Raw genomic sequence first — 18537 nt, forward strand, 5'->3', positions numbered from 1 at the left:
CACGCTCTCGCCGGTTAGGGGCGATGGTTACAGAGTGAACTGGGCAAAGCTCACGCCGGCACCCGCCGGGCGTACATCCTTGAGGAACGAGTCCTTGTCGGCGCTCAGTTCCAGGGTTATCTCCGGCTTGCGCTTGCCCGCATTGCGCACCACCAACCCTTCCAGCTTTTCGCGCAGAAACACAGTCGGCACCTTCAGGTGCAACAACTGGTCCGTCTCGGCGTTATGCATCAGCAGATGGATCCACTCGTACTGGCCCACGGCAATCCGCGCAACGGGCAGGTCGAACCACCAGATGTTGCGCTTGTGGTCCAGGTCGGTGAAATGGCAGTTGTTGACGCCGAGTACGGCACCGCCCAGTTCCTGGTTTCTGCGGGCGATAGCCTGTGCTTTATTGAGTTTCATAACCTTCCTACGGGATCTGTTATTCAGCGTTGCAGCCTGAATGTGCCGGGCATTCTCGTGGGTTGGCCGCAAAACATAAAGCCAAACCTGCGGCAGGCGATAAAATGCCTCGCGAAAATAATTGAAACTCTGCCGAAGCGCCCTGGGTCAACCTCTACGTAATGACCAAAACCCTCGATTGTTCCAGGAGAAATACCATGAGCAGCACATCGGATAAGGCAAAAGGTTTGGCGAACGAAGCGGTCGGCAACATCAAGCAGGGTGTCGGCAAAGTCACAGACAACGACAAGCTGCGTGCTGAAGGCGTGATCCAAGAGAAAAAAGGTGAAGCGCAGCAAGCAGTCGGGAAAACCAAGGACGCGGTGAAAAAAGCCACCGAATAAGGCGTTCTCCTGGGTTTGCCCAGCAGTATGGCGGCCATCCACGGATGGCCGTTTTTGTGTGAACTGTTGCAACTAAATTTTGGAAATTGTTTCAAAGTCGCCAAATGGGCTACTTTGATGTAGAAAACGGCCCCTGAGTCGCCCACGAACTCAACCTCTTTGCGGCGAAAGGAGACGCTATGATTTTTCCGGTACTCGATGGTCTCAAGCTGCACAAGGTGCTGATACGCACCGTCAAGGAATTCGTCGATGACGAGATGCCTACCTACGCTTCGGCACTGGCTTACCAGATGCTGTTCTCCTTGTTTCCCTTCCTGCTGTTCCTGATTGCCCTGATCGGTTTCCTGCATCTGCCGGACTTCTTCACCTGGCTGCGCCTGCAGTCGGAGCTGGTGTTGCCGCCCCAGGCGCTGGAGCAGGTCAACCCGGTCATCGACCAGTTGCAACAGTCCAAGGGCGGCCTGCTTTCGGTTGGTATCGTCATCGCGCTGTGGACCGCCTCTGCGGGCGTACGCCTGATGATGAGTGCGATGAACGCGGCCTATGACGTCGTCGAAGGCCGGCCGATCTGGAAGCGCTTCCCCCTGTCGATTTTTTACACCGTCGGCATTGCCGGCATGTTGCTGGCCGCCGCTGCGCTGATGGTGCTTGGCCCGCAGGTCATGGAGTGGCTGGCCGGGCAGATCGGCATGCAGGAGTTCGTCGTCACCCTGTGGACCATCCTGCGCTGGCCATTGATCGTGATCCTGCTGATGTTCGCCGTGGCACTCATGTATTACGTGATGCCGGACGTCGAGCAGAAATTCCGCTTCATTACCCCAGGCTCGGTGTTGGCCGTGGTGGTGTGGATCGTGGCTTCCCTGGGCTTTGGTTATTACGTCAAGACCTTCGCCGACTACAACGCCATGTATGGCAGCATCGGCGCGATCATTGTCCTGCTCCTGTACTTCTATATTTCCGCCGCCGTGTTACTGCTGGGTGCGGAGATGAATGCCGTGATCGAACACATGTCGGCCGAAGGCAAGGACCCAGGTGAAAAGGAGTTTGACGAACCCGGTCACACCGATGAAAAACAGCACGTCTCGGGCCTAGGCCGGGACCACTCCAAGCCCACTCCTGAAGAAGTGCCGCGATGATCCGTGAAATCCTGAAAATGGGCGACGAACGCCTGCTGCGTATCGCCCCACCGGTACCGCCGGAAATGTTCGACAGCCCCGAGTTGTGGCAACTGATCGACGACATGTTCCAGACCATGGAACACGTGGGCGGTGTTGGCCTGGCTGCACCGCAGATTGGTGTCGACCTGCAACTGGTGATTTTTGGTTTCGAGGCCAGCGAACGCTACCCGGAGGCGCCGCCTGTACCGCAGACCATCCTGATCAACCCGCTTATCACGCCCCTGAGCCCGGTGCTGGAAGAGGGCTTCGAAGGCTGCCTGTCGGTGCCGGGTTTGCGCGGCGCCGTGAACCGTTATCAGCAGATTCGCTACGAAGGTTTCGACCCCAAGGGCGAGCCGATTGTGCGTTTTGCCGACGGCTTTCATGCACGGGTGGTGCAGCATGAATGCGACCACTTGATCGGTCGGCTGTACCCGTCGCGGATCACTGATTTCAGCAAGTTCGGGTTTATCGAAGTGATGTTTCCGGAATTGGATCCGACAGCTGACGAATAAACACCAGGCTACCTGAGGTCCCAATGTGGGAGGGGGCTTGCTCCCGATAGCGGTGGACCGGTCGACATTTCAGCGACGGACACTCCGCCATCGGGAGCAAGCCCCCTCCCACATTTTTATCCGGCATCATTCAGGTGATTGAGAACCCCATCGCAATCATCGGCTTGTTCCGTTTGTAGCGCACCAACCGCTCGCTGAGGGACTGCGGCAGCAGCGTGTCCTGACTGAACCCCATACGCTGATACAACCCCTCCAGATCCGGATGGCACAGCAGCCACACCGTACCCTCCACTGCGGCTACCGCCTGCTCAATCAAGCGTGCCGCCAACCCCTGGCCGCGATAGGCCGGATCGACAAACACCCCCGTCAGCCACTGCCCACCCACCACCGGGCTCAAGCACAACCCAGCCACGATCTCGCCGTCGCGAGCTACCCACAAACGGCCGCCCTTGAGGGCCTTCATCGAAGAGTTGTGGCTGCGGTAAAACTTGTTCAACAGTGGCCACAGAGGCTCTGCCAGCGGTTCGATGTGCAGTTCGGGCATGGTCTTTGGGCCAGCGGGGTCAGGGCCGGGGATTATAAGCGCCTTCTGCCGGGCAATAGGTGGTATACCCAGTGCTACATCCCCTTAAGTTGAGCATGCATCATGGCCAAAGGTATGGATTCAAAGAAAGCCGCGAAGAAAAAACCGGCAAAGACCGCCGATGAAAAGCGAGCGGACAAGAAAGCCAAGAAGTCCGAGACTGGGCTGTTCGGTCACTGAGTTACAAGCTTAGAACCAAAGGATCTGCAAGATTGGCGCGTCTCGCGGCACAGAGTAGGAAACACCTGCTCTGAGCTGCCGATGGCCAACTACCTTGACCTGAGCCACCGCCGGGAAATTCAAGCCCTGGCTGCAAGTTTTACCGCGAAGACCGAATGGCCGACCTGGCTGCTGTTGCTCGGCGTGTATGCCGGCTGGTTCGGTGTGTTGCTTGCCAGCCACTGGCTGGGCCTGTGGTGCAGCACCTTGTTGCTGATCCCGTTGGTGACCCTCTGGCTGTCGCTGCAACACGAGTTGCTGCACGGCCATCCCACCCGTTTGCCGTTGGTGAACAAACTGCTCGGTTACGCGCCGTTTGCCGTGTGGTACCCCTACACCCTGTATCGCGACAGCCACCTGTTGCATCATCACGACGAAGACCTGACCCTGCCCGGCATCGACCCGGAAAGCCGCTACCTTAACCAACAGCAATGGGATGCCAGCTCGCGCTTGCAACGCAGCGTGCATTGGCTGACCAAGACCGTAGTCGGTCGCTTGCTGCTGGCGGCACCCCTGGCCATCAGCCGCTTACTGCGCGATCAATGGCAACGCCTGCCAGAGGTTTGGCCGATGTGGCTGGCCCACGGCGCCGTGACCCTGTTGATGCTGGGTTTTATCGCCCATTACAGTGCCTTGCCGGTGTGGCATTACCTGCTGCTGGTGAGCGTGCCGGCCTTGTCGCTGGCGTCGATCCGTTCCTACTATGAACATCGCCCGCATCCGCGGCCGGAACAGCGCACGGTGCTCAACGAAGCGTCCTGGCCCTGGCGCTGGCTGTTCCTCAACAACAACCTGCACCTGGTGCACCACGACCTGCCGAAACTTCCCTGGTTCTTGCTGCCGAGGGTGTATCGCGCCCGCCGCGAGCAGTGGCTGACGCGCAGCGGTGGGTTCCTGGTACAAGGCTACGGCCAGTTGATCGGCCGCCATGGCCTCAAGGCTATCGACAGCCCTCGGCACCCCTTTGCCTGAGAGATGCCCATGAGTGAGCACTATGCCGAGTTGCGCATGTATGTCGCCCCGGAGCCCATCGAGCAAGCCAATCAACAGTGGCTTGCGCGCATCCTTGAGCGCTTGGGCCTGCATCGGCGTAACGCCGACCACCTCGACTTGCCCGGCCTGTGGCTGGCGCCAGAATTGCTCGTCACCCAAACCTGCGGCTACCCGCTGATGACCCAACTGCGTGGCCAGGTTCGCGTCGTCGGTCGCCCCCGCTACGAGCTGCCCCATAGCAGCAATGGCGAACACTGCAGCCTGTTGCTGAGCCGCGTTGACAACCCACGTACTATCCTGGCGCAGTTCTACAACAGCCGCGGGGTGATCAACGGCCACGACTCCAACAGTGGCATGAACCTACTGCGCCACTGCCTGGCACCGTTGCAGCGCGACGGGCGTTTCTTCGCCAGCGTCGCCGTCAGCGGTGCCCACCGTGAGAGCCTGCGCTGGCTGCGTGAAGATCGCGCGGACCTCGCTGCCATCGACAGCGTGACCTACGACTACCTGGCGCGTTTCGTGCCCGAAGAGGTCGCGGGTTTGCGCATGGTTACCCGCAGCGCGCCGAGCCCGACCTTGCCCTATATCGGCCCGCCGGGCTTGAGCGATGTGCAGCTGAAGCAGGTCCGCGAAGCGATGAACCTGGCGTTGCAAGACCTGCCGCAGGTGGTGCAAACCCTTGGTGTGCAAGCCGTGCTCCCCGCTAGCGAAGACGACTATCAGGTGCTGTTGGATTACCAACGGCAAGCCGCCAGCCTTGGCTATACGGATATTCAATAAAGCTATATAAAAATGCATTTTAAATATTATTAAAGAATAAGAGGCCTTGCTAGGATCGCTCTACCGGAACACCGGACATAACGCGCACCCTACTCGACAGGAGCCACTATGTCCGGCGCCGACACCTCTCACCCCGCCTACGTGGGCGCACTGTTCCGCAGCCATTACGCCTGGTTGTGCAGCCGCTTGTATCGTCAACTCGATTCCCGTGCACACGCCGAAGACATCGCCGCCGACACCTTTGTCCAGCTCCTGAGCGCACTCGACGTCGCCCCGATCCGTCAGCCTCGCGCCTTGCTCACCACCATTGCCCAGCGCCTGATGTATCAGCTGTGGCGGCGACGTGACCTGGAGCGCGCCTATCTCGACGCCCTGGATAACGATGAAGCCTTTAGCGTGCCGTCCCCCGAAAACCTGGCCCAGACGTGCGAGGCGCTGCAGGCCGTCGACCAGTGGCTCGACGGCCTGCCGGCCAAGGTCAGGGCGACGTTCCTGTTGTCCCGACTCAATGGCCTGACGTACCCCGCGATCGCGGCCGAACTAGGAGTTTCCCAGCGCTCGGTCAGTGATTACATGGCCCGCGCCCTTAACGGCCGCCTGCGGTTGTGCCTGGAATGAACGCCACGCCTGACTCACTGCACACGGCCAATCCGCTCACGATCACGACCATGAGGCAACCCATGAAAAAACTGAAAAAACTACTAGGGGGTTCGCTGCTGGCACTCACCGTCTTCGCCCAGCCTGCGCCCGCCGCCGAACCTCCCACCCTGCGCATCGGCTACCAGAAAAGCTCGGTGAGTATGGTGCTCGCCCGTGAGCACAAGCTCTTCGAAGCTGCGCTGCCCGGCACCCAGGTGCAATGGACCGAATTCCTCGGCGGCCCGCCGCTGATCGAGGCACTCAACGCCGGCAGCCTGGACATCGGCAATATCGGCGACATCCCGCCGATCTTTGCCCAGGCGGCAGGCATCGACTTGCAGTACTTTGCCGTCGAGCCCAACGACGGCAAGACCGAAGCCGTGCTGGTGCCCAAGGCCAGCACCGTGCAGAACGTCGCGGAGCTCAAGGGCAAGCGCGTGGCGTTGCTCAAGGGCTCCAGTGCACACAACCTGTTCCTCAAGAGCCTGCTGCGCGCCGGTTTGCAATGGAAGGACGTGAACGTGGTGTACCTGTCGCCTTCTGACGGCCGTGCGGCCTTCGAACAAGGCAAGGTCGATGCCTGGGTGGTCTGGGACCCGTACTACTCGGCCGCCGTAGTCGACGGCTCTGCTCGCGTGCTGGGTGATGGCCAGGGCCTTAACCCTGCCGGCAGTTTTTTTGTGGTCAACGGCCCGTTCGCCCAGCAACATCCCCAGGCCATCGCCACCATTATCCAGACCCTCGGCAAGGCGCAGCGACTATCACTCGACCAACCCGATGAAAGCATCGCATTGATGGCCGGCACCCTTGGCCTGCCACCGGCGGTGGTCAAAAGCTACTTCGAGCACCGCTCGCCCGCGCCGATCCGTCCGTTGCAGGCGATCGACGTCGCCAATCAGCAGCGCACGGCGGACCTGTTTTTTGCCAACGGCCTGATCCCTAGAAAGGTCGACGTGCAGCAGATTGTCTTCAAGCCCGAATAAGCCCCTCTCATCGATTGAGCGCATTTCAGAACATGGGGTGCGCGCCGCCAGCGCCCGGTTGGCAATGCTGGCTGATTAGTGGCCTTGCATAGCGCTAACCCCTGTCTATGCTCACCCAGGACCGTTAATGATGCTTGGCCTATAAAGCGTTTTGAATGGTTATTTCCCCGTGAAGGTTTACCAACACAAGAATGGAATGCGCCGTTCAGGCGCCGGGACTCAAGGGTGATCTGACCATGTTCAACCGCCATCACAAATCCGACCTGCAAGAAATCCAGCGTTTTTCCTGTGCCCTCACCGAAGCCAATGCCAAGCTCGCAGCCATCAGCCGTTCCATGGCGATGATCGAGTTTGATCGCACAGGCGTGATCCTCGAAGCCAACGAAAATTTCTGCAAGAGCATGGGTTACAGCGTCGATGAGATCCTCGGTAAACATCACCGCATTTTCTGCGATGAGGCCTACACCCACACCGACGAATACAGCAAGTTGTGGCGTGACCTGGCGCGGGGCGAGGCGCTCAGTGGCACCTTCATGCGTTTGAACAAGCGCGGTGAAGAGATATGGCTTGAAGCCAGCTACATGCCGGTGCTGGACAGCGACAACCAGGTACGCAGTGTGATCAAAGTGGCGTCGGATATTTCTGCACGGGTGCACCATGAACACGAAAACCAGAGCCTGATCGACGCCATTGGCCGTTCCATGGCGGTAATCGAGTTCACGCCCCAGGGCCAGATCCTGAATGCCAACGACAATTTCCTGCGTACCGTGCAGTACTCACGGGAGGAAATCATCGGCCAGCACCACAGCATGTTCTGTCATCGCAGTGAAGTGGAGTCGCCGGCCTACAAGGCATTCTGGGCCTCCCTCAATCGCGGCGAATACCACTCCCATCGCTTCGAGCGTAAAAACAAATACGGCAAGACCTTGTTTCTGGAGGCGTCCTACAACCCGATCTTCGATACCAATGGGCGCCTGTACAAAGTGGTGAAATTTGCCAGCGACATCACCGACCAGGTCACCACCCTGCGCACCGCCGCTGATTCGGCCCACGCCACCTCCGTACAAAACGACGCCTGCGCCCGCAAGGGCTCGCAGGTGGTGCAGCAAACGGTACAGATCATCGAGGCCATCTCCAGCGACTTGAACCAGGCTGCCCACAGCATCGATGCGGTCAACAAACAGTCCGACATCATCGGCGCCATCGTGCAGACCATCCGCAGCATTGCCGAACAAACCAATATGCTGGCGCTCAACGCCGCGATTGAAGCGGCGCGAGCCGGTGAGCATGGACGTGGGTTCGCAGTGGTGGCCGATGAAGTGCGCAGCCTCGCGGCCCGCACCAGCCAGGCGACGGTGGAGATAGTGGATGTGGTGCGCAAGAACCACGACCTGTCATTGAGTGCGGTGACGAGCATGCAGTCGAGCTTGAGCCGCACGGGGCTTGGGGTGGAACTGGCCAACGAAGCGGGGCAGGTGATTCTTGAAATTCAGGAAGGCTCGCGGCATGTGGTGGATGCAATCAGTCAGTTCAATTCGACGCTGCAACTGCAATAGTCGAAAACTCTGCTGATCCCATGTCAAAGGAGATCCAAATGTGGGAGGGGGCTTGCCCCCGATGACGGAGTGTCAGTCACTGCATTGGGTGACTGACCCAATGCCATCAGGGGCAAGCCCTTTCCCACATTGGTCTACTGTGCAGCTTAGATAGCAGCCAGGGTCTCTTTCACCGTCTGCGCCTGTGGGTCAACCGTCTTTGCTGCTACCTGCTGCTGTTGCTGCTGCTGAAGCCGCTCGGACACTTGCTTGGCAAAGGCGTTTTGCTCTTCCACCGGCAGGGCGTTCAGTTGCTCCAGGGTCAGGCCCCGTTCTTTGAGCAATTGATCGCGAATGCGCTCGGCCGGGGTCTTGGTCATGTAATCGGTGAACTCACTGCGGGCTGAACCGGCGACGCTGGTCGCTGGCACATTGCTGTTCGACGCTGTGGCCTGCAACTGCACGCGAGTCTTGGCGAACGCCTCATCAATTCGATCGCCGGCCTTATCCAATGCCTTCTGCGCGACCGGTACCGTAACGTTCTGCTGCGCGGTCTGCAGGGCGCCGCTGTATAGCGCGCTGGCGGCGGCGTTGGCGGGGTCCATGTCGGGTCGCTTGATCTGTTGGACGGTCGACATGGCTTGGGTGTTGTTGTTAACCAGCATGATCGGTCACCTGTGCAAATGGTCGGTGCCACAGCTGGAGCAAATAGCGTGCCGTGTGTGCAAACCCCAAGGTTTACTGAGAATGGCTTGGCTGCCGCGGCAAGCATGCTGCCGCTGGCGGCCAAGCATTGCCGTCAGTGGGCGATATTTTCCAGCGCGAGGTTACGCGTACGCGGCCCGAACCAGCTGATGGTGATCATCACGATCAGCATGCTGCTGGCGATAAACGCCAACACCCCCGGCGTGCCCAGGTGTTCGAGGATAAAGCCGATCAACAGGCTGCTGAACACCGTAGATAGGCGGCTGAACGAATAGCAGAACCCCACGGCCCGTGCGCGGATATTGGTGGGGAACAATTCGCTCTGGTACGAGTGATAACTGAAACTCAGCCAGGCATTGCAGAAGGTGATCATCACCCCGCAGAAAATCAGCCCCAGTGCGCTGGTTTGCAGGGCGAACAGGCTACCGAAAATCACCGCGCCCATGGCGGAACCGACAATCTGCCATTTGTTTTCAAAGCGGTTGGCCACCTTCACAAACAGCAACGGCCCCAGCGGGTAGGCGAGGGTGATGATAAAGGCGTACATCAAGCTGTGGGTCACGCTGACACCCTGGCCCGACAGCAGCGCCGGCAACCAATTGCCGAAGCCGAAAAAACCGATGGCCTGGAACACATGGAACACAATCAGCATCAAGGCGCGGCGACGGTAGGGCGGTTGCCAGATATCGGCAAAACGGCCGCTGCCTTGAACGCTGACGGCTTCGGGTTGCGGCTCATCCAAGGGCTTGCCGTGATCTTTCAGGCAGCGTGTTTCCAGGTTGTCCATGATCGCACCGGCTTCTTCGAAACGGCCCTTCTGTGCCAGCCAACGCGGCGATTCAGGCAGGCGCTTGCGCAATTGCCAGATAAACAGCGCAAACACCGCGCTGCTCAACACCACCCAGCGCCAGCCGGAGATGCCGAACGGCGCCTGGGGCACCAGCCACCACGACATCAAGGCCACGGCGGGCACCGACAGAAACTGAATGAAAAACGCAAAGGCAAACGCCGAACTGCGCATGCGCTTGGGCACCAGTTCCGAGAGGTAGGCATCGATAGTCACCAGTTCGATGCCCAGGCCGATGCCCACCACAAAGCGCATGCAGATGATGCCCAGGGCGGAGGTTTGAATACCCATCAGCACTGTGGCGACGGTGTACCAGATCAATGCAAAGGTGAAGATCGCCCGGCGCCCGTAGCGGTCGGCGATGGGGCTGAGCAGGCTGGCGCCGAGGAACAGGCCGAGGAAGGTTGCCGAGGCGAACGCAGCCTGGTCCGAGAAGCCAAACACGCCCTGGCTGCCGGTATTAAAAATGCCGTCGCTGATCAGGCCGGGGCTGATATAGGCGGTCTGGAACAGGTCATACAGCTCGAAAAAACCACCGATGGACAGCAGCGCCACCAGGCGCCAGACGGTGGACACGGCGGGCAGGCGATCGATGCGCGCGCTGATATGGGCGGCGCGGAGCGGGTCGATACCGTCGGTGGTGGATTGGGCGGGCATGGTGAAAACTCAGTAAGTGATGGGGATTTCAAATACCTGGAATGCATCATCCAGCGGTTGGTAGCCCAGCACACGTGTGGTTTCGCTCAAATCCAGACGCTTGAAGCGGTTGTTGGAGATGCCGTGGGCGATCAGGTGCTTCACGCCGACGGTTTCCACTGAGCGTTGCAGCAGTTGCACGGCATCCCGCGGGCTGAGCCACGCGCTGAGGTCGCGGGCGTTGTTCAGGTCGTGGGTTTCGGGGAATTCAAAAGCGCCGATGCGCAGGGCGATGGTCGACAGCGGCGTCTTGGCTGCGTAGTAGCCACACAACGCCTCGCCATAGCATTTGCTCACGCCATACATATTGGCGGGCATCACCGGCATACCGGGGGTGATCTGGCGATCCACCGGGTAGCCTTCGATGGTTTGCGCGCTGCTGGCAAATACCAGGCGCTGCACGCCGGCGGCCACGGCAGCTTCGAACAGGTAGGTGGTAGCGAGTATGTTGTTGGGCAGCAATTCGTTGAATGAGGCACTGGCGTGGGGGATACCCGACAGGTGCACGATTACGTCGATGCCTTCGAGCAGGGTCGCCAGGCTGGATTTATCGCTGAGGTCGGCGTGTACGAAACGGTGTCCACCCAGGTCGAAATCCGGCGCGATGCGGTCAGTGAGCGTGAAGCGGTAGCGGTCTTGCGAGGCCTGGAAAAATGTCTTGCCGATTCTGCCGCAGGCGCCGGTGAGTAGTACGTTGAGTCCGTTCACGTGGGGTCCCTGTGCTTAGTTGTGGCCGTCGAGGGCGAAGGTCTTGAAACCGGCGTGCTGGCTGAGCCGCTGATAGTAGGCGGCAATGGCGGGGTAGGGCGGACGCTGCATGGGCGTTGCCTGCCAGCGGTGTACCGAGAGGCCGATCAAGATATCGGCGAGGGTGAATTCCTCCCCGGCCACATAGGCACCGGTCTTGGTCAGTTGCTGTTCGAGAATGCCCATCTTGTCGTTCCATAGCTGCACCGCGGCGGCGATTTGCGCCGCGTCGAGGCCGTCGGGGTTGTTGCGTACCAATGCGGTGAAAGCGTCGCTCCAGGCGCGATTGAGTTCCACGGCTTGCCAGTCGATCCATTGCTCGACACGCGCCCGGGGGGCGGGCTCGACAGGCAGCAGGTCGTGGCGTTGGTACAGGCCGACGAGGTAGCGACAGATGGTGTTGGACTCCCACAGCACGCCGTGGTCGTCGATCAGCACAGGTATCTGCGCGTTGGGGTTCAGAGCGAGGAACTCGGTGGACTGGGTGGGCTTGAAGCCGATGCCCCAGTCTTCACGCACGTAGTCGATGCCCAGTTCCTGGCAGGTCCACAACACTTTGCGCACGTTGATGGAGGACGTGCGGCCCAAGATTTTCAGTGAATGTCCCATGGTGCTTCCCTGGCGATGGAAAGTGGTCAATCTAGCAGGGGTAAAGTGGGCACGGTTAAAAAATGTGGGAGGGGGCTTGCTCCCGATAGCGGTGGGTCAGTCAACTTACAGATAGCTGACCCACTGCAATCGGGAGCAAGCCCCCTCCCACATTTGGACCGAGTAAGGTCTCAGCAGCGTGGTGTGTGCTGGTCCATGGCCTTGCCGAGCAGCGAGTTAAATGAGGGTGGCAGCTGTACGCAGGTTAGTAGACCGGTGGACACTCAAAGCCGGCGCACCCGAAAGTGCCCTACGCACAGCCGCCATTAACACAGGCAGACTTCTGATCGTTCCCACGCAGAGCGTGGGAACGAGCGGGTCAGGTGCTCTCCCGCACCTGCAACTCAAACCCCATATCCACCACCGGCTTGGCGATCTTGTTGCCCGCCATGATCGTCAGCAAATGCTCCGCCGCACGTCGACCAATCGCCTCGCGTGGCGTGCTGATGCTGCTCAGGCGCGGCACCATGAATGCCGACGCGGGCAAGTCGTTGAAGCCCAGCACCGCGACACGCTCCGGCACCTTGATGCCGTGACGCATGGCTTCAAGCAGTGCGCCCTGGGCCAGGTCATCGTTGCCGAAGAAGATCGCATCCACATCCGGATGCGCTGCCAGCAATTGCAGGAACAGTTCGCCGCCCAGGCCCACGGAAGAGGGCCGTGGCGTCAATAGTTCCAGCGCTGGGTCGTACATGCCCGCCTGCTGCAAGGCGCGGCGGAAACCTTCACCGCGCAACAACGTGCGCTGATCCAACTGCGCGCCGATGTAGGCCAGGCGCTTGCGCCCCCGGGACAGTAAATGTGCCGCTGCCGTCTCGCCTGCTGCCAACTGTGAGAAACCCACGCAGTTCACCCCGGCATTGGGGTCCAGATCCATCATGTACACGCACGGCACATTGCTGGTCTCGACCATTCGTCGCGCGCTTTCGGTGCGGTCGAATCCGGTCAACAGCAACCCCCGTGGCTGGTAAGACATGTAGTTGCGCAACAGGTTTTCTTCTTCATCGCGCGAATAATGGGAGTTGCCGATCAGCACTTCAAAGCCCTTGGGCCGCAGTACCTGATGGATGGCTTCCAGTGTTTCGATAAACAACAAGTTGGACAGCGACGGCACCAGCACCACCACCGATTGGCTCTGGGCCGACGCCAGGGCGCGAGCGGCGGGATTGACCACGTAGCTGAGTTCGGCGGCGGCCTGCTGGACTTTTTCCACCAGTTCGGTGGCCACGGTGCTGATACCGCGCAAGGCGCGGGAGGCGGTGATTGGGCTGACCCCGGCCAGGCGTGCAACTTCATTGAGGGTAGGGCGGCCCGTCGTGCGGGTATTTTTATCGTTCTTGGAGGTCATCAGGCGGCTTGCCAAACAAAAATCGAGGCACTAAGGTAGCGCTGTCTCCAAAGGGCTGCAAATTATTGAACCTAGGGTTGCCTGATCCGGTTCGAATGATTGGAGCAGATGCACGCGTCACTCCATAAAAATGACAAGTCGGCGCGGGAAAAGCCTGTTTTTGCACTAGCCTTATGCTGTGCAAAGGTAGCGCTATCTGCGTCCTGAGGTGTTTCATGAGTCAACCTGTTACCGCCCTGGTCATCATGGGTGTTTCCGGCTGTGGCAAGTCCAGCGTCAGCGAAGCCCTGTGCCGCCTGAACGGCGCCACTGCCATTGAAGGCGACAGCTTTCACCCCGCCGCCAACATCGAAAAGATGAGCGCCGGCCACCCCCTTAACGACGACGATCGCGCCGGCTGGCTCGACATCCTGTGCGATGAACTGCGCCGGTCGCTCACAGCGGGCGAGCATCCTGTGCTCACCTGTTCAGCCCTGAAAAAGAAATACCGCGACCACCTGCGCGAAGCCGCGCCGGGCCTGGGCTTTGTCTTCCTGGAGCTGACCCGCGAAGTGGCCGCCGACCGCGTGTCCCACCGCCCCGGCCATTTCATGCCGGCCAGCCTGATCGACAGCCAGTTCGCCACCCTCGAATCGCCCAAGGGCGAGCCGCTGACCCTGGCGCTCAACGCCAGTGAAGACAGCGTTGAGGAACTGGCCGAGCAGACCAACGCCTGGTGGCTCAAGCACGGCTTTGAACCAACTCATTAATTTTTTGCCGGAAAAGATAGCGCTATCCCCGGCAGGAAATTCAACACCCGCTTTAATAACAACAACAAACAGGAGAGACCCCCCATGTTTGGCATGTCCCACGAGTCTTACCTGCTGCTAGATGCAGTGGTCACTATCATCGGGTTGATCGTTCTGATCACCAAGTTCAAGGTGCACCCGTTCATTGCACTGATCATCGCGGCCGGTTTCCTCGGCCTGACCTCGGGCATGCCCGTGGACAAGATCATCAAGGCGTTCCAGGACGGTTTCGGCGGCGTGCTCGGCTTTGTCGGCATTATCCTCGCGCTGGGCACGATGCTCGGCAAGATGATGGCCGAATCCGGCGGTGCCGATCAGATCGCCCAGACCCTGATCCGCGCCTTCGGCAAAGAGAAGGTCCAGTGGGCCATGATGTTCGCCGCGTTCCTGGTGGGCATCCCGCTGTTCTTCGAGATCGGCTTTGTGCTGCTGATCCCGTTGGTGTTCATCGTGGCACGGCGTACCGGTGTATCGCTGATCAAGATCGGCATCCCGCTGCTGGCCGGCCTGTCGGCGGTACACGGCCTGGTGCCACCGCACCCGGGCCCGCTGCTGGCGATTGGCGTGTTCGGCGCGGATATCGGCAAGACCATTCTGTACGGCCTGATCGTCGCACTGCCGACCGCCATCATCGCCGGCCCGATCTTCGGTACGTTTATCGCCAAGTACATTCCGGGCAACCCGTCCCAGGAACTGGTGGATCAACTGGCCCGCGAGACGGATAACAAGTCGCTGCCAAGCTTTGGCATCACCCTGGTCACCGTGCTCTTGCCGGTGTTCCTGATGCTGCTCAAAACCTTTGCCGACATCGCCTTTGCCGAAGGCAACGTGGTGCGCAACTGGATGGACATGATCGGTCACCCGATCACCGCCTTGCTGCTGGCGTTGCTGCTGTCGCTCTACACCTTTGGCCATCGCCAGGGCATCCATTCCAAGCAGATCCTCAAGCTGCTCGACGCCAGCCTGGCGCCGACCGCCGCGATCATCCTGATCATCGGTGCCGGTGGTGGCTTCAAGCAGATGCTGGTGACCAGCGGCGTGGGTGATGTGATCGGTCATATGGCAGTGAACGCACAGATCAACCCGATCCTGCTGGCGTGGCTGGTGGCGGCGGTGATTCGTATCGCCACCGGTTCAGCGACGGTCGCGACCATTACCGGTGCAGGCATTGTGGTGCCGGTGGTCGGCATGATTCCGGGCGTCAACCGCGAGTTGCTGGTGCTGGCGACGGGCGCGGGTTCGTTGATCTTGTCGCACGTCAACGATGCGGGGTTCTGGCTGGTCAAGCAGTACTTCAACATGACCGTGGCCGAGACGTTCAAGACCTGGACGGCGATGGAGACCATCCTGTCGATCGTGGCTCTGATCTTCATCATGTTGCTGTCGTTGGTGGTGTAAGCCACACCGCACAGTCTGGGGTGAAAACCCAATCAAATGTGGGAGGGGGCTTGCTCCCGATGGCGGTGGATCAGTCACCAGATGTATCGACTGAACCACTGCTATCGGGAGCAAGCCCCCTCCCACATTTTGACCGAGTTAGACGCTGGCTTTGGGTACTAGCCCATCCGCCCTGAACATGCCACGAATCCCGCGCACCGCCTGGCGGATCCGGTCCTGGTTTTCGATCAGCGCAAAGCGTACGTGATCATCGCCATACTCGCCAAAACCAATCCCCGGCGACACACACACCTTCGCCTCCAGCAGCAACTTCTTGGCAAATTCCAGCGAGCCCATGGCGGCATACTGTTCGGGGATTTTTGCCCAGACGTACATCGACGCCTTGGGGTTCTCCACCATCCAGCCCAGTTCATGCAAGCCCTTGACCAGCACATTGCGACGCTGGCGGTACTGCTCGGCGATGTCTTTGACGCACTGCTGATCGCCTTCCAGCGCAGCAATCGCTGCGACTTGCAGCGGTGTGAAGGTGCCGTAGTCGTGGTAGCTCTTGATCCGCGCCAGGGCGTTGACCAGTTCGGGGTTGCCCACCATGAACCCGATGCGCCAGCCGGCCATGTTGTAGCTCTTGGACAGGGTGAAAAACTCCACCGCGATGTCCTTGGCGCCGGGTACCTGCATGATCGAGGGGGCTTTCCAGCCGTCGTAGACGATATCGGCGTAGGCCAGGTCGTGCACCACCAGCACGTCGTACTGTTTGGCCAGGGCGATGACCCGTTCGAAGAAATCCAGCTCCACGCACTGCGCGGTGGGGTTGGACGGGAAACCGAGGATCATCATCTTCGGCTTGGGGATCGAGCCACGAATCGCCCGTTCCAGCTCGGCGAAGAAGTCCACGCCCGGCACCAGCGGCACCGAACGTACCTGGGCACCGGCAATCACCGCACCGTAGATATGAATCGGGTAGCTGGGGTTGGGCACCAGCACGGTGTCGCCCTGGTCCAGGGTGGCCAGCATCAGGTGCGCCAGACCCTCTTTGGAACCGATGGTGACGATGGCTTCCGACTCGGGGTCGATATCCACTTCATAACGGTCCTTGTACCAGCGCGAAATCGCCCGGCGCAGGCGTGGAATGCCTTTGGAGGTGGAGTAGCCGTGGGTGTCTTCACGCTGGGCGACGGTGACCATTTTTTCCACAATGTGCGGTGGCGTGGCGCCGTCGGGGTTACCCATGCTCAAGTCGATGATGTCTTCGCCGCGCCGACGCGCAGCCATCTTCAGCTCGGCAGTGATATTGAAAACGTAAGGGGGGAGTCGATCTATGCGCGCAAAGCGGCGCGGCGAACCTTGGTCGGCCATTGTTGCCTCGAGAGTACGTAAGCGCCCGGAACCGTCCGAGCGACGTCGGCCACTGCGGTGGCCTGCGAGGCAGACAATACGGGCGATGATGGCAAGTTGTCCAGATGCGTAGGAAAAATTTCTACATGGAGTGTGGCGCGGATATGCCCCTATACTCGATGCGGGTTTGTTCCCTCATAAGAAGGAGACTGTTCGTATGGATCAGCAGACAAAACAACCGTTGGAGCCACGCATGGAAGCCGGCAAAGCGCTGGTGATCGCCGGTGTGCAAGGGCGTTATTCGAAGGCCACCGTAGGCGATATCCCCAAGTTATGGGAGCTGTTTGACACGTGCATTAAAGACATCAAAACGCGCGTCGGCGGCGTGACGTACGGGGTTTGCTACAACCCCCACCACGGCGAATTCGATTACATGGCGGGGGTTGAAGTCCCGACCAAGGGCGACGTGCCCAGCAACTTCGAGTTCATCGAAATCCCCCCGCTCAACTATGCCGTGTTCCCCCATTACGGGCCGGTGCAGGCACTTGAGCAAACCTACGAACGCATCATGTTCGAATGGCTGCCGCATTCGGGCTACAAGGTGATGGGGGCGGATTTCGAGCGCTATAGCGCAGATTTCGATGGGAGGAAGGGCACGGGGACGGTGGAAATCTGGCTACCGGTTGGAGAGCGGGGCTGACTCCGCATTCGATGTCACGTAAACACGACAGGCGCGCGTGAAAGTCCTGTTTACGTGACATTACCGTTATGAACTGAATATCCAGCGCAACCGGCGCTCATACCCGACCCGTCCCTTGTAGGCCTCGCCGCTGTCCACCCATCCCGCCCCGAGATACAGCCCCATCGCCGCCAGGTTGTGCGTGTCCACAGACAACTCCAACCCTTTGATCTGCGGCCATGCCGCGAGCGCGATGGCCGGTAGTGCCTGTAAACACGCCTTGCCGAACCCAAGCCCCTGCTGACTGCGATCCACCTGCAACGCATGCAGCGTGGCGCTGTGTTCATCGGCCCAATGGGGCAGGCAGGGGGGGCGCTTGAGCAGCAGGAAGGCCACGGGAATGTCGTCTGCCAAAAACGCAAAGCCTTTGACCCCAGGGCTTGGGTTGGCCAGCAAGGTATTAAGGGCGCAGTAGATATCTCCGCTAAACGGCAATTGTTCAGGATGAACTTCGATGGCGCCCACTTGCTGTTGTTGCACAGCATTGAGCGCCTCGTAGGCAACAAGGCGGGTTTGCATCGGGCTATCCGAACGGCTGCAAAGAAGGGCTCAGTTTATCGGGTTTGACCTATGGGAAATTATTTTTCCGTGGTGTGTCGATTGGCACGAAGGCCATTTGACTAAGAGTGTCCTACGTGATTTTCCACCCCAAGGAGTCGTCGCCATGAGCACTGCTATCAACCGCCTGATCGAGCAATGGAAACAAGCCGTCGTCAGTCGCGATATCGACAAGATTGTCAGCTTTTACGCCGACGATATCGTCTCGTTCGATGCCGTAACCGCTTTGCAATTCAAAGGCAGAGCGGCCTACCGCGCGCACTGGGAAGAATGCATGAAGCATTGCCCCGGCCCCGGTATCTTCGAGTTTCATGAACTGCATATCGTCGAAGCGCCAGACAGCGCGTTCGCTCACTGGCTGGCCCACTGCGGCGGTGCCGGGCCCGATGGTGAGGTGAAAGCCTGCTGGATGCGCGTGACCGCTGGGTACCAGCGCATCAATGGCCAATGGAAGGTGGTGCATGAACACTGGTCGGCGCCCTTTGATATGCAAAGCGGCACGGCACTGTTCGATCTGGAACCCTGAGCGCCGCGAA

General features: G+C 59.8%; 20 protein-coding genes and 2 pseudogenes. 13 read left to right on the top strand and 9 right to left on the bottom strand.

Annotated features, from left to right (window positions below; translation table 11 throughout):
- Nucleotides 1–27: 27 nt before the first annotated feature.
- Nucleotides 28–405 (bottom strand): hypothetical protein, encoded by a 378-nt coding sequence (locus TK42_RS17405; RefSeq protein WP_005790741.1) that lies wholly within the window; start codon nucleotides 403–405, stop codon nucleotides 28–30.
- Between the two features lie 197 nt (nucleotides 406–602).
- On the opposite strand from TK42_RS17405, the gene TK42_RS17410 reads away from it, so the two are divergent.
- The 3 genes from TK42_RS17410 (at nucleotide 603) to def (ending at nucleotide 2460) form a co-directional block, all read left to right on the top strand.
- Nucleotides 603–788 carry a CsbD family protein gene (locus TK42_RS17410; RefSeq protein ID WP_032879770.1) on the top strand — a complete coding sequence of 62 codons (186 nt, stop codon included), beginning with the start codon at nucleotides 603–605 and terminating at the stop codon, nucleotides 786–788.
- 179 nt (nucleotides 789–967) lie between these two features.
- Nucleotides 968–1924 (top strand): YihY/virulence factor BrkB family protein, encoded by a 957-nt coding sequence (locus TK42_RS17415; protein WP_078822151.1) that lies wholly within the window; start codon nucleotides 968–970, stop codon nucleotides 1922–1924.
- Complete coding sequence (gene def / locus TK42_RS17420; protein ID WP_005790734.1) at nucleotides 1921–2460, top strand: peptide deformylase; 540 nt, start codon at nucleotides 1921–1923, stop codon at nucleotides 2458–2460. Before TK42_RS17415 ends, def begins: the two co-directional genes overlap by 4 nt.
- Nucleotides 2461–2590: 130 nt before the next feature.
- Here the strand turns inward: def and TK42_RS17425 are convergent, their stop codons facing one another.
- The gene (locus TK42_RS17425; RefSeq protein ID WP_103734756.1) at nucleotides 2591–3004 is read right to left on the bottom strand and encodes a GNAT family N-acetyltransferase; all 414 of its coding nucleotides are present in this window, start codon (nucleotides 3002–3004) and stop codon (nucleotides 2591–2593) included.
- A gap of 300 nt (nucleotides 3005–3304) precedes the next feature.
- Here TK42_RS17425 and TK42_RS17430 point away from each other — a divergent pair, with 300 nt between their 5' ends.
- The 6 genes and pseudogenes from TK42_RS17430 to TK42_RS27390 form a co-directional block, all read left to right on the top strand.
- Nucleotides 3305–4234, top strand: a complete 930-nt coding sequence (locus TK42_RS17430; protein WP_103734757.1) for a fatty acid desaturase — start codon at nucleotides 3305–3307, stop codon at nucleotides 4232–4234.
- Between the two features lie 9 nt (nucleotides 4235–4243).
- On the top strand, nucleotides 4244–5035 hold the full coding sequence (locus TK42_RS17435; protein ID WP_103734758.1) for a phosphate/phosphite/phosphonate ABC transporter substrate-binding protein: 792 nt from the start codon (nucleotides 4244–4246) through the stop codon (nucleotides 5033–5035).
- Nucleotides 5036–5143: 108 nt separating this feature from the next.
- Nucleotides 5144–5653, top strand: coding sequence for a sigma-70 family RNA polymerase sigma factor (locus TK42_RS17440; protein WP_032879778.1), 510 nt, complete (start codon nucleotides 5144–5146; stop codon nucleotides 5651–5653).
- A 62-nt stretch (nucleotides 5654–5715) separates the two neighbouring features.
- Complete coding sequence (locus TK42_RS17445; protein ID WP_103734759.1) at nucleotides 5716–6657, top strand: aliphatic sulfonate ABC transporter substrate-binding protein; 942 nt, start codon at nucleotides 5716–5718, stop codon at nucleotides 6655–6657.
- A 236-nt stretch (nucleotides 6658–6893) separates the two neighbouring features.
- Nucleotides 6894–7670 (top strand): annotated as a pseudogene (locus tag TK42_RS27385) (PAS domain-containing protein); the annotation flags it as partial.
- 117 nt (nucleotides 7671–7787) lie between these two features.
- Nucleotides 7788–8213 (top strand): annotated as a pseudogene (locus TK42_RS27390) (methyl-accepting chemotaxis protein); the annotation flags it as partial.
- Between the two features lie 146 nt (nucleotides 8214–8359).
- On the opposite strand, the gene TK42_RS17455 reads toward TK42_RS27390, so the two are convergent.
- From TK42_RS17455 to TK42_RS17475, 5 genes are all read right to left on the bottom strand, one after another.
- Complete coding sequence (locus tag TK42_RS17455) at nucleotides 8360–8857, bottom strand: hypothetical protein (RefSeq protein ID WP_032879779.1); 498 nt, start codon at nucleotides 8855–8857, stop codon at nucleotides 8360–8362.
- Nucleotides 8858–8991: 134 nt separating this feature from the next.
- A complete protein-coding gene (locus tag TK42_RS17460; RefSeq protein WP_103734760.1) occupies nucleotides 8992–10401 on the bottom strand; it encodes an MFS transporter in 1410 nt (469 codons plus the stop codon).
- A gap of 9 nt (nucleotides 10402–10410) precedes the next feature.
- Nucleotides 10411–11148, bottom strand: coding sequence for an NAD(P)-dependent oxidoreductase (locus TK42_RS17465; protein ID WP_032879781.1), 738 nt, complete (start codon nucleotides 11146–11148; stop codon nucleotides 10411–10413).
- Between the two features lie 15 nt (nucleotides 11149–11163).
- Nucleotides 11164–11796, bottom strand: a complete 633-nt coding sequence (locus TK42_RS17470; protein WP_032879782.1) for a glutathione S-transferase family protein — start codon at nucleotides 11794–11796, stop codon at nucleotides 11164–11166.
- A 358-nt stretch (nucleotides 11797–12154) separates the two neighbouring features.
- Nucleotides 12155–13186: a LacI family DNA-binding transcriptional regulator gene (locus tag TK42_RS17475; protein ID WP_164699564.1), complete on the bottom strand. Its 1032-nt coding sequence runs from the start codon at nucleotides 13184–13186 to the stop codon at nucleotides 12155–12157.
- A gap of 212 nt (nucleotides 13187–13398) precedes the next feature.
- On the opposite strand from TK42_RS17475, the gene TK42_RS17480 reads away from it, so the two are divergent.
- Nucleotides 13399–13932, top strand: coding sequence for a gluconokinase (locus tag TK42_RS17480; RefSeq protein ID WP_032879784.1), 534 nt, complete (start codon nucleotides 13399–13401; stop codon nucleotides 13930–13932).
- An 84-nt stretch (nucleotides 13933–14016) separates the two neighbouring features.
- Nucleotides 14017–15369, top strand: a complete 1353-nt coding sequence (locus tag TK42_RS17485) for a GntP family permease (protein ID WP_005790708.1) — start codon at nucleotides 14017–14019, stop codon at nucleotides 15367–15369.
- A gap of 138 nt (nucleotides 15370–15507) precedes the next feature.
- Here TK42_RS17485 and alaC read toward each other — a convergent pair whose 3' ends face one another.
- The gene (alaC, locus tag TK42_RS17490; protein ID WP_032879786.1) at nucleotides 15508–16725 is read right to left on the bottom strand and encodes an alanine transaminase; all 1218 of its coding nucleotides are present in this window, start codon (nucleotides 16723–16725) and stop codon (nucleotides 15508–15510) included.
- Between the two features lie 196 nt (nucleotides 16726–16921).
- On the opposite strand from alaC, the gene TK42_RS17495 reads away from it, so the two are divergent.
- On the top strand, nucleotides 16922–17404 hold the full coding sequence (locus tag TK42_RS17495; RefSeq protein WP_032879788.1) for a GyrI-like domain-containing protein: 483 nt from the start codon (nucleotides 16922–16924) through the stop codon (nucleotides 17402–17404).
- Between the two features lie 66 nt (nucleotides 17405–17470).
- Here TK42_RS17495 and TK42_RS17500 read toward each other — a convergent pair whose 3' ends face one another.
- A complete protein-coding gene (locus TK42_RS17500) occupies nucleotides 17471–17962 on the bottom strand; it encodes an N-acetyltransferase (protein ID WP_032879790.1) in 492 nt (163 codons plus the stop codon).
- 145 nt (nucleotides 17963–18107) lie between these two features.
- On the opposite strand from TK42_RS17500, the gene TK42_RS17505 reads away from it, so the two are divergent.
- A complete protein-coding gene (locus tag TK42_RS17505) occupies nucleotides 18108–18527 on the top strand; it encodes a nuclear transport factor 2 family protein (RefSeq protein ID WP_078822138.1) in 420 nt (139 codons plus the stop codon).
- Nucleotides 18528–18537 lie beyond the last annotated feature (10 nt).

The sequence above is a fragment of the Pseudomonas sp. GZJR-8 genome, from assembly GCF_002916705.1.
GTDB lineage: Bacteria > Pseudomonadota > Gammaproteobacteria > Pseudomonadales > Pseudomonadaceae > Aquipseudomonas > Aquipseudomonas synxantha_A.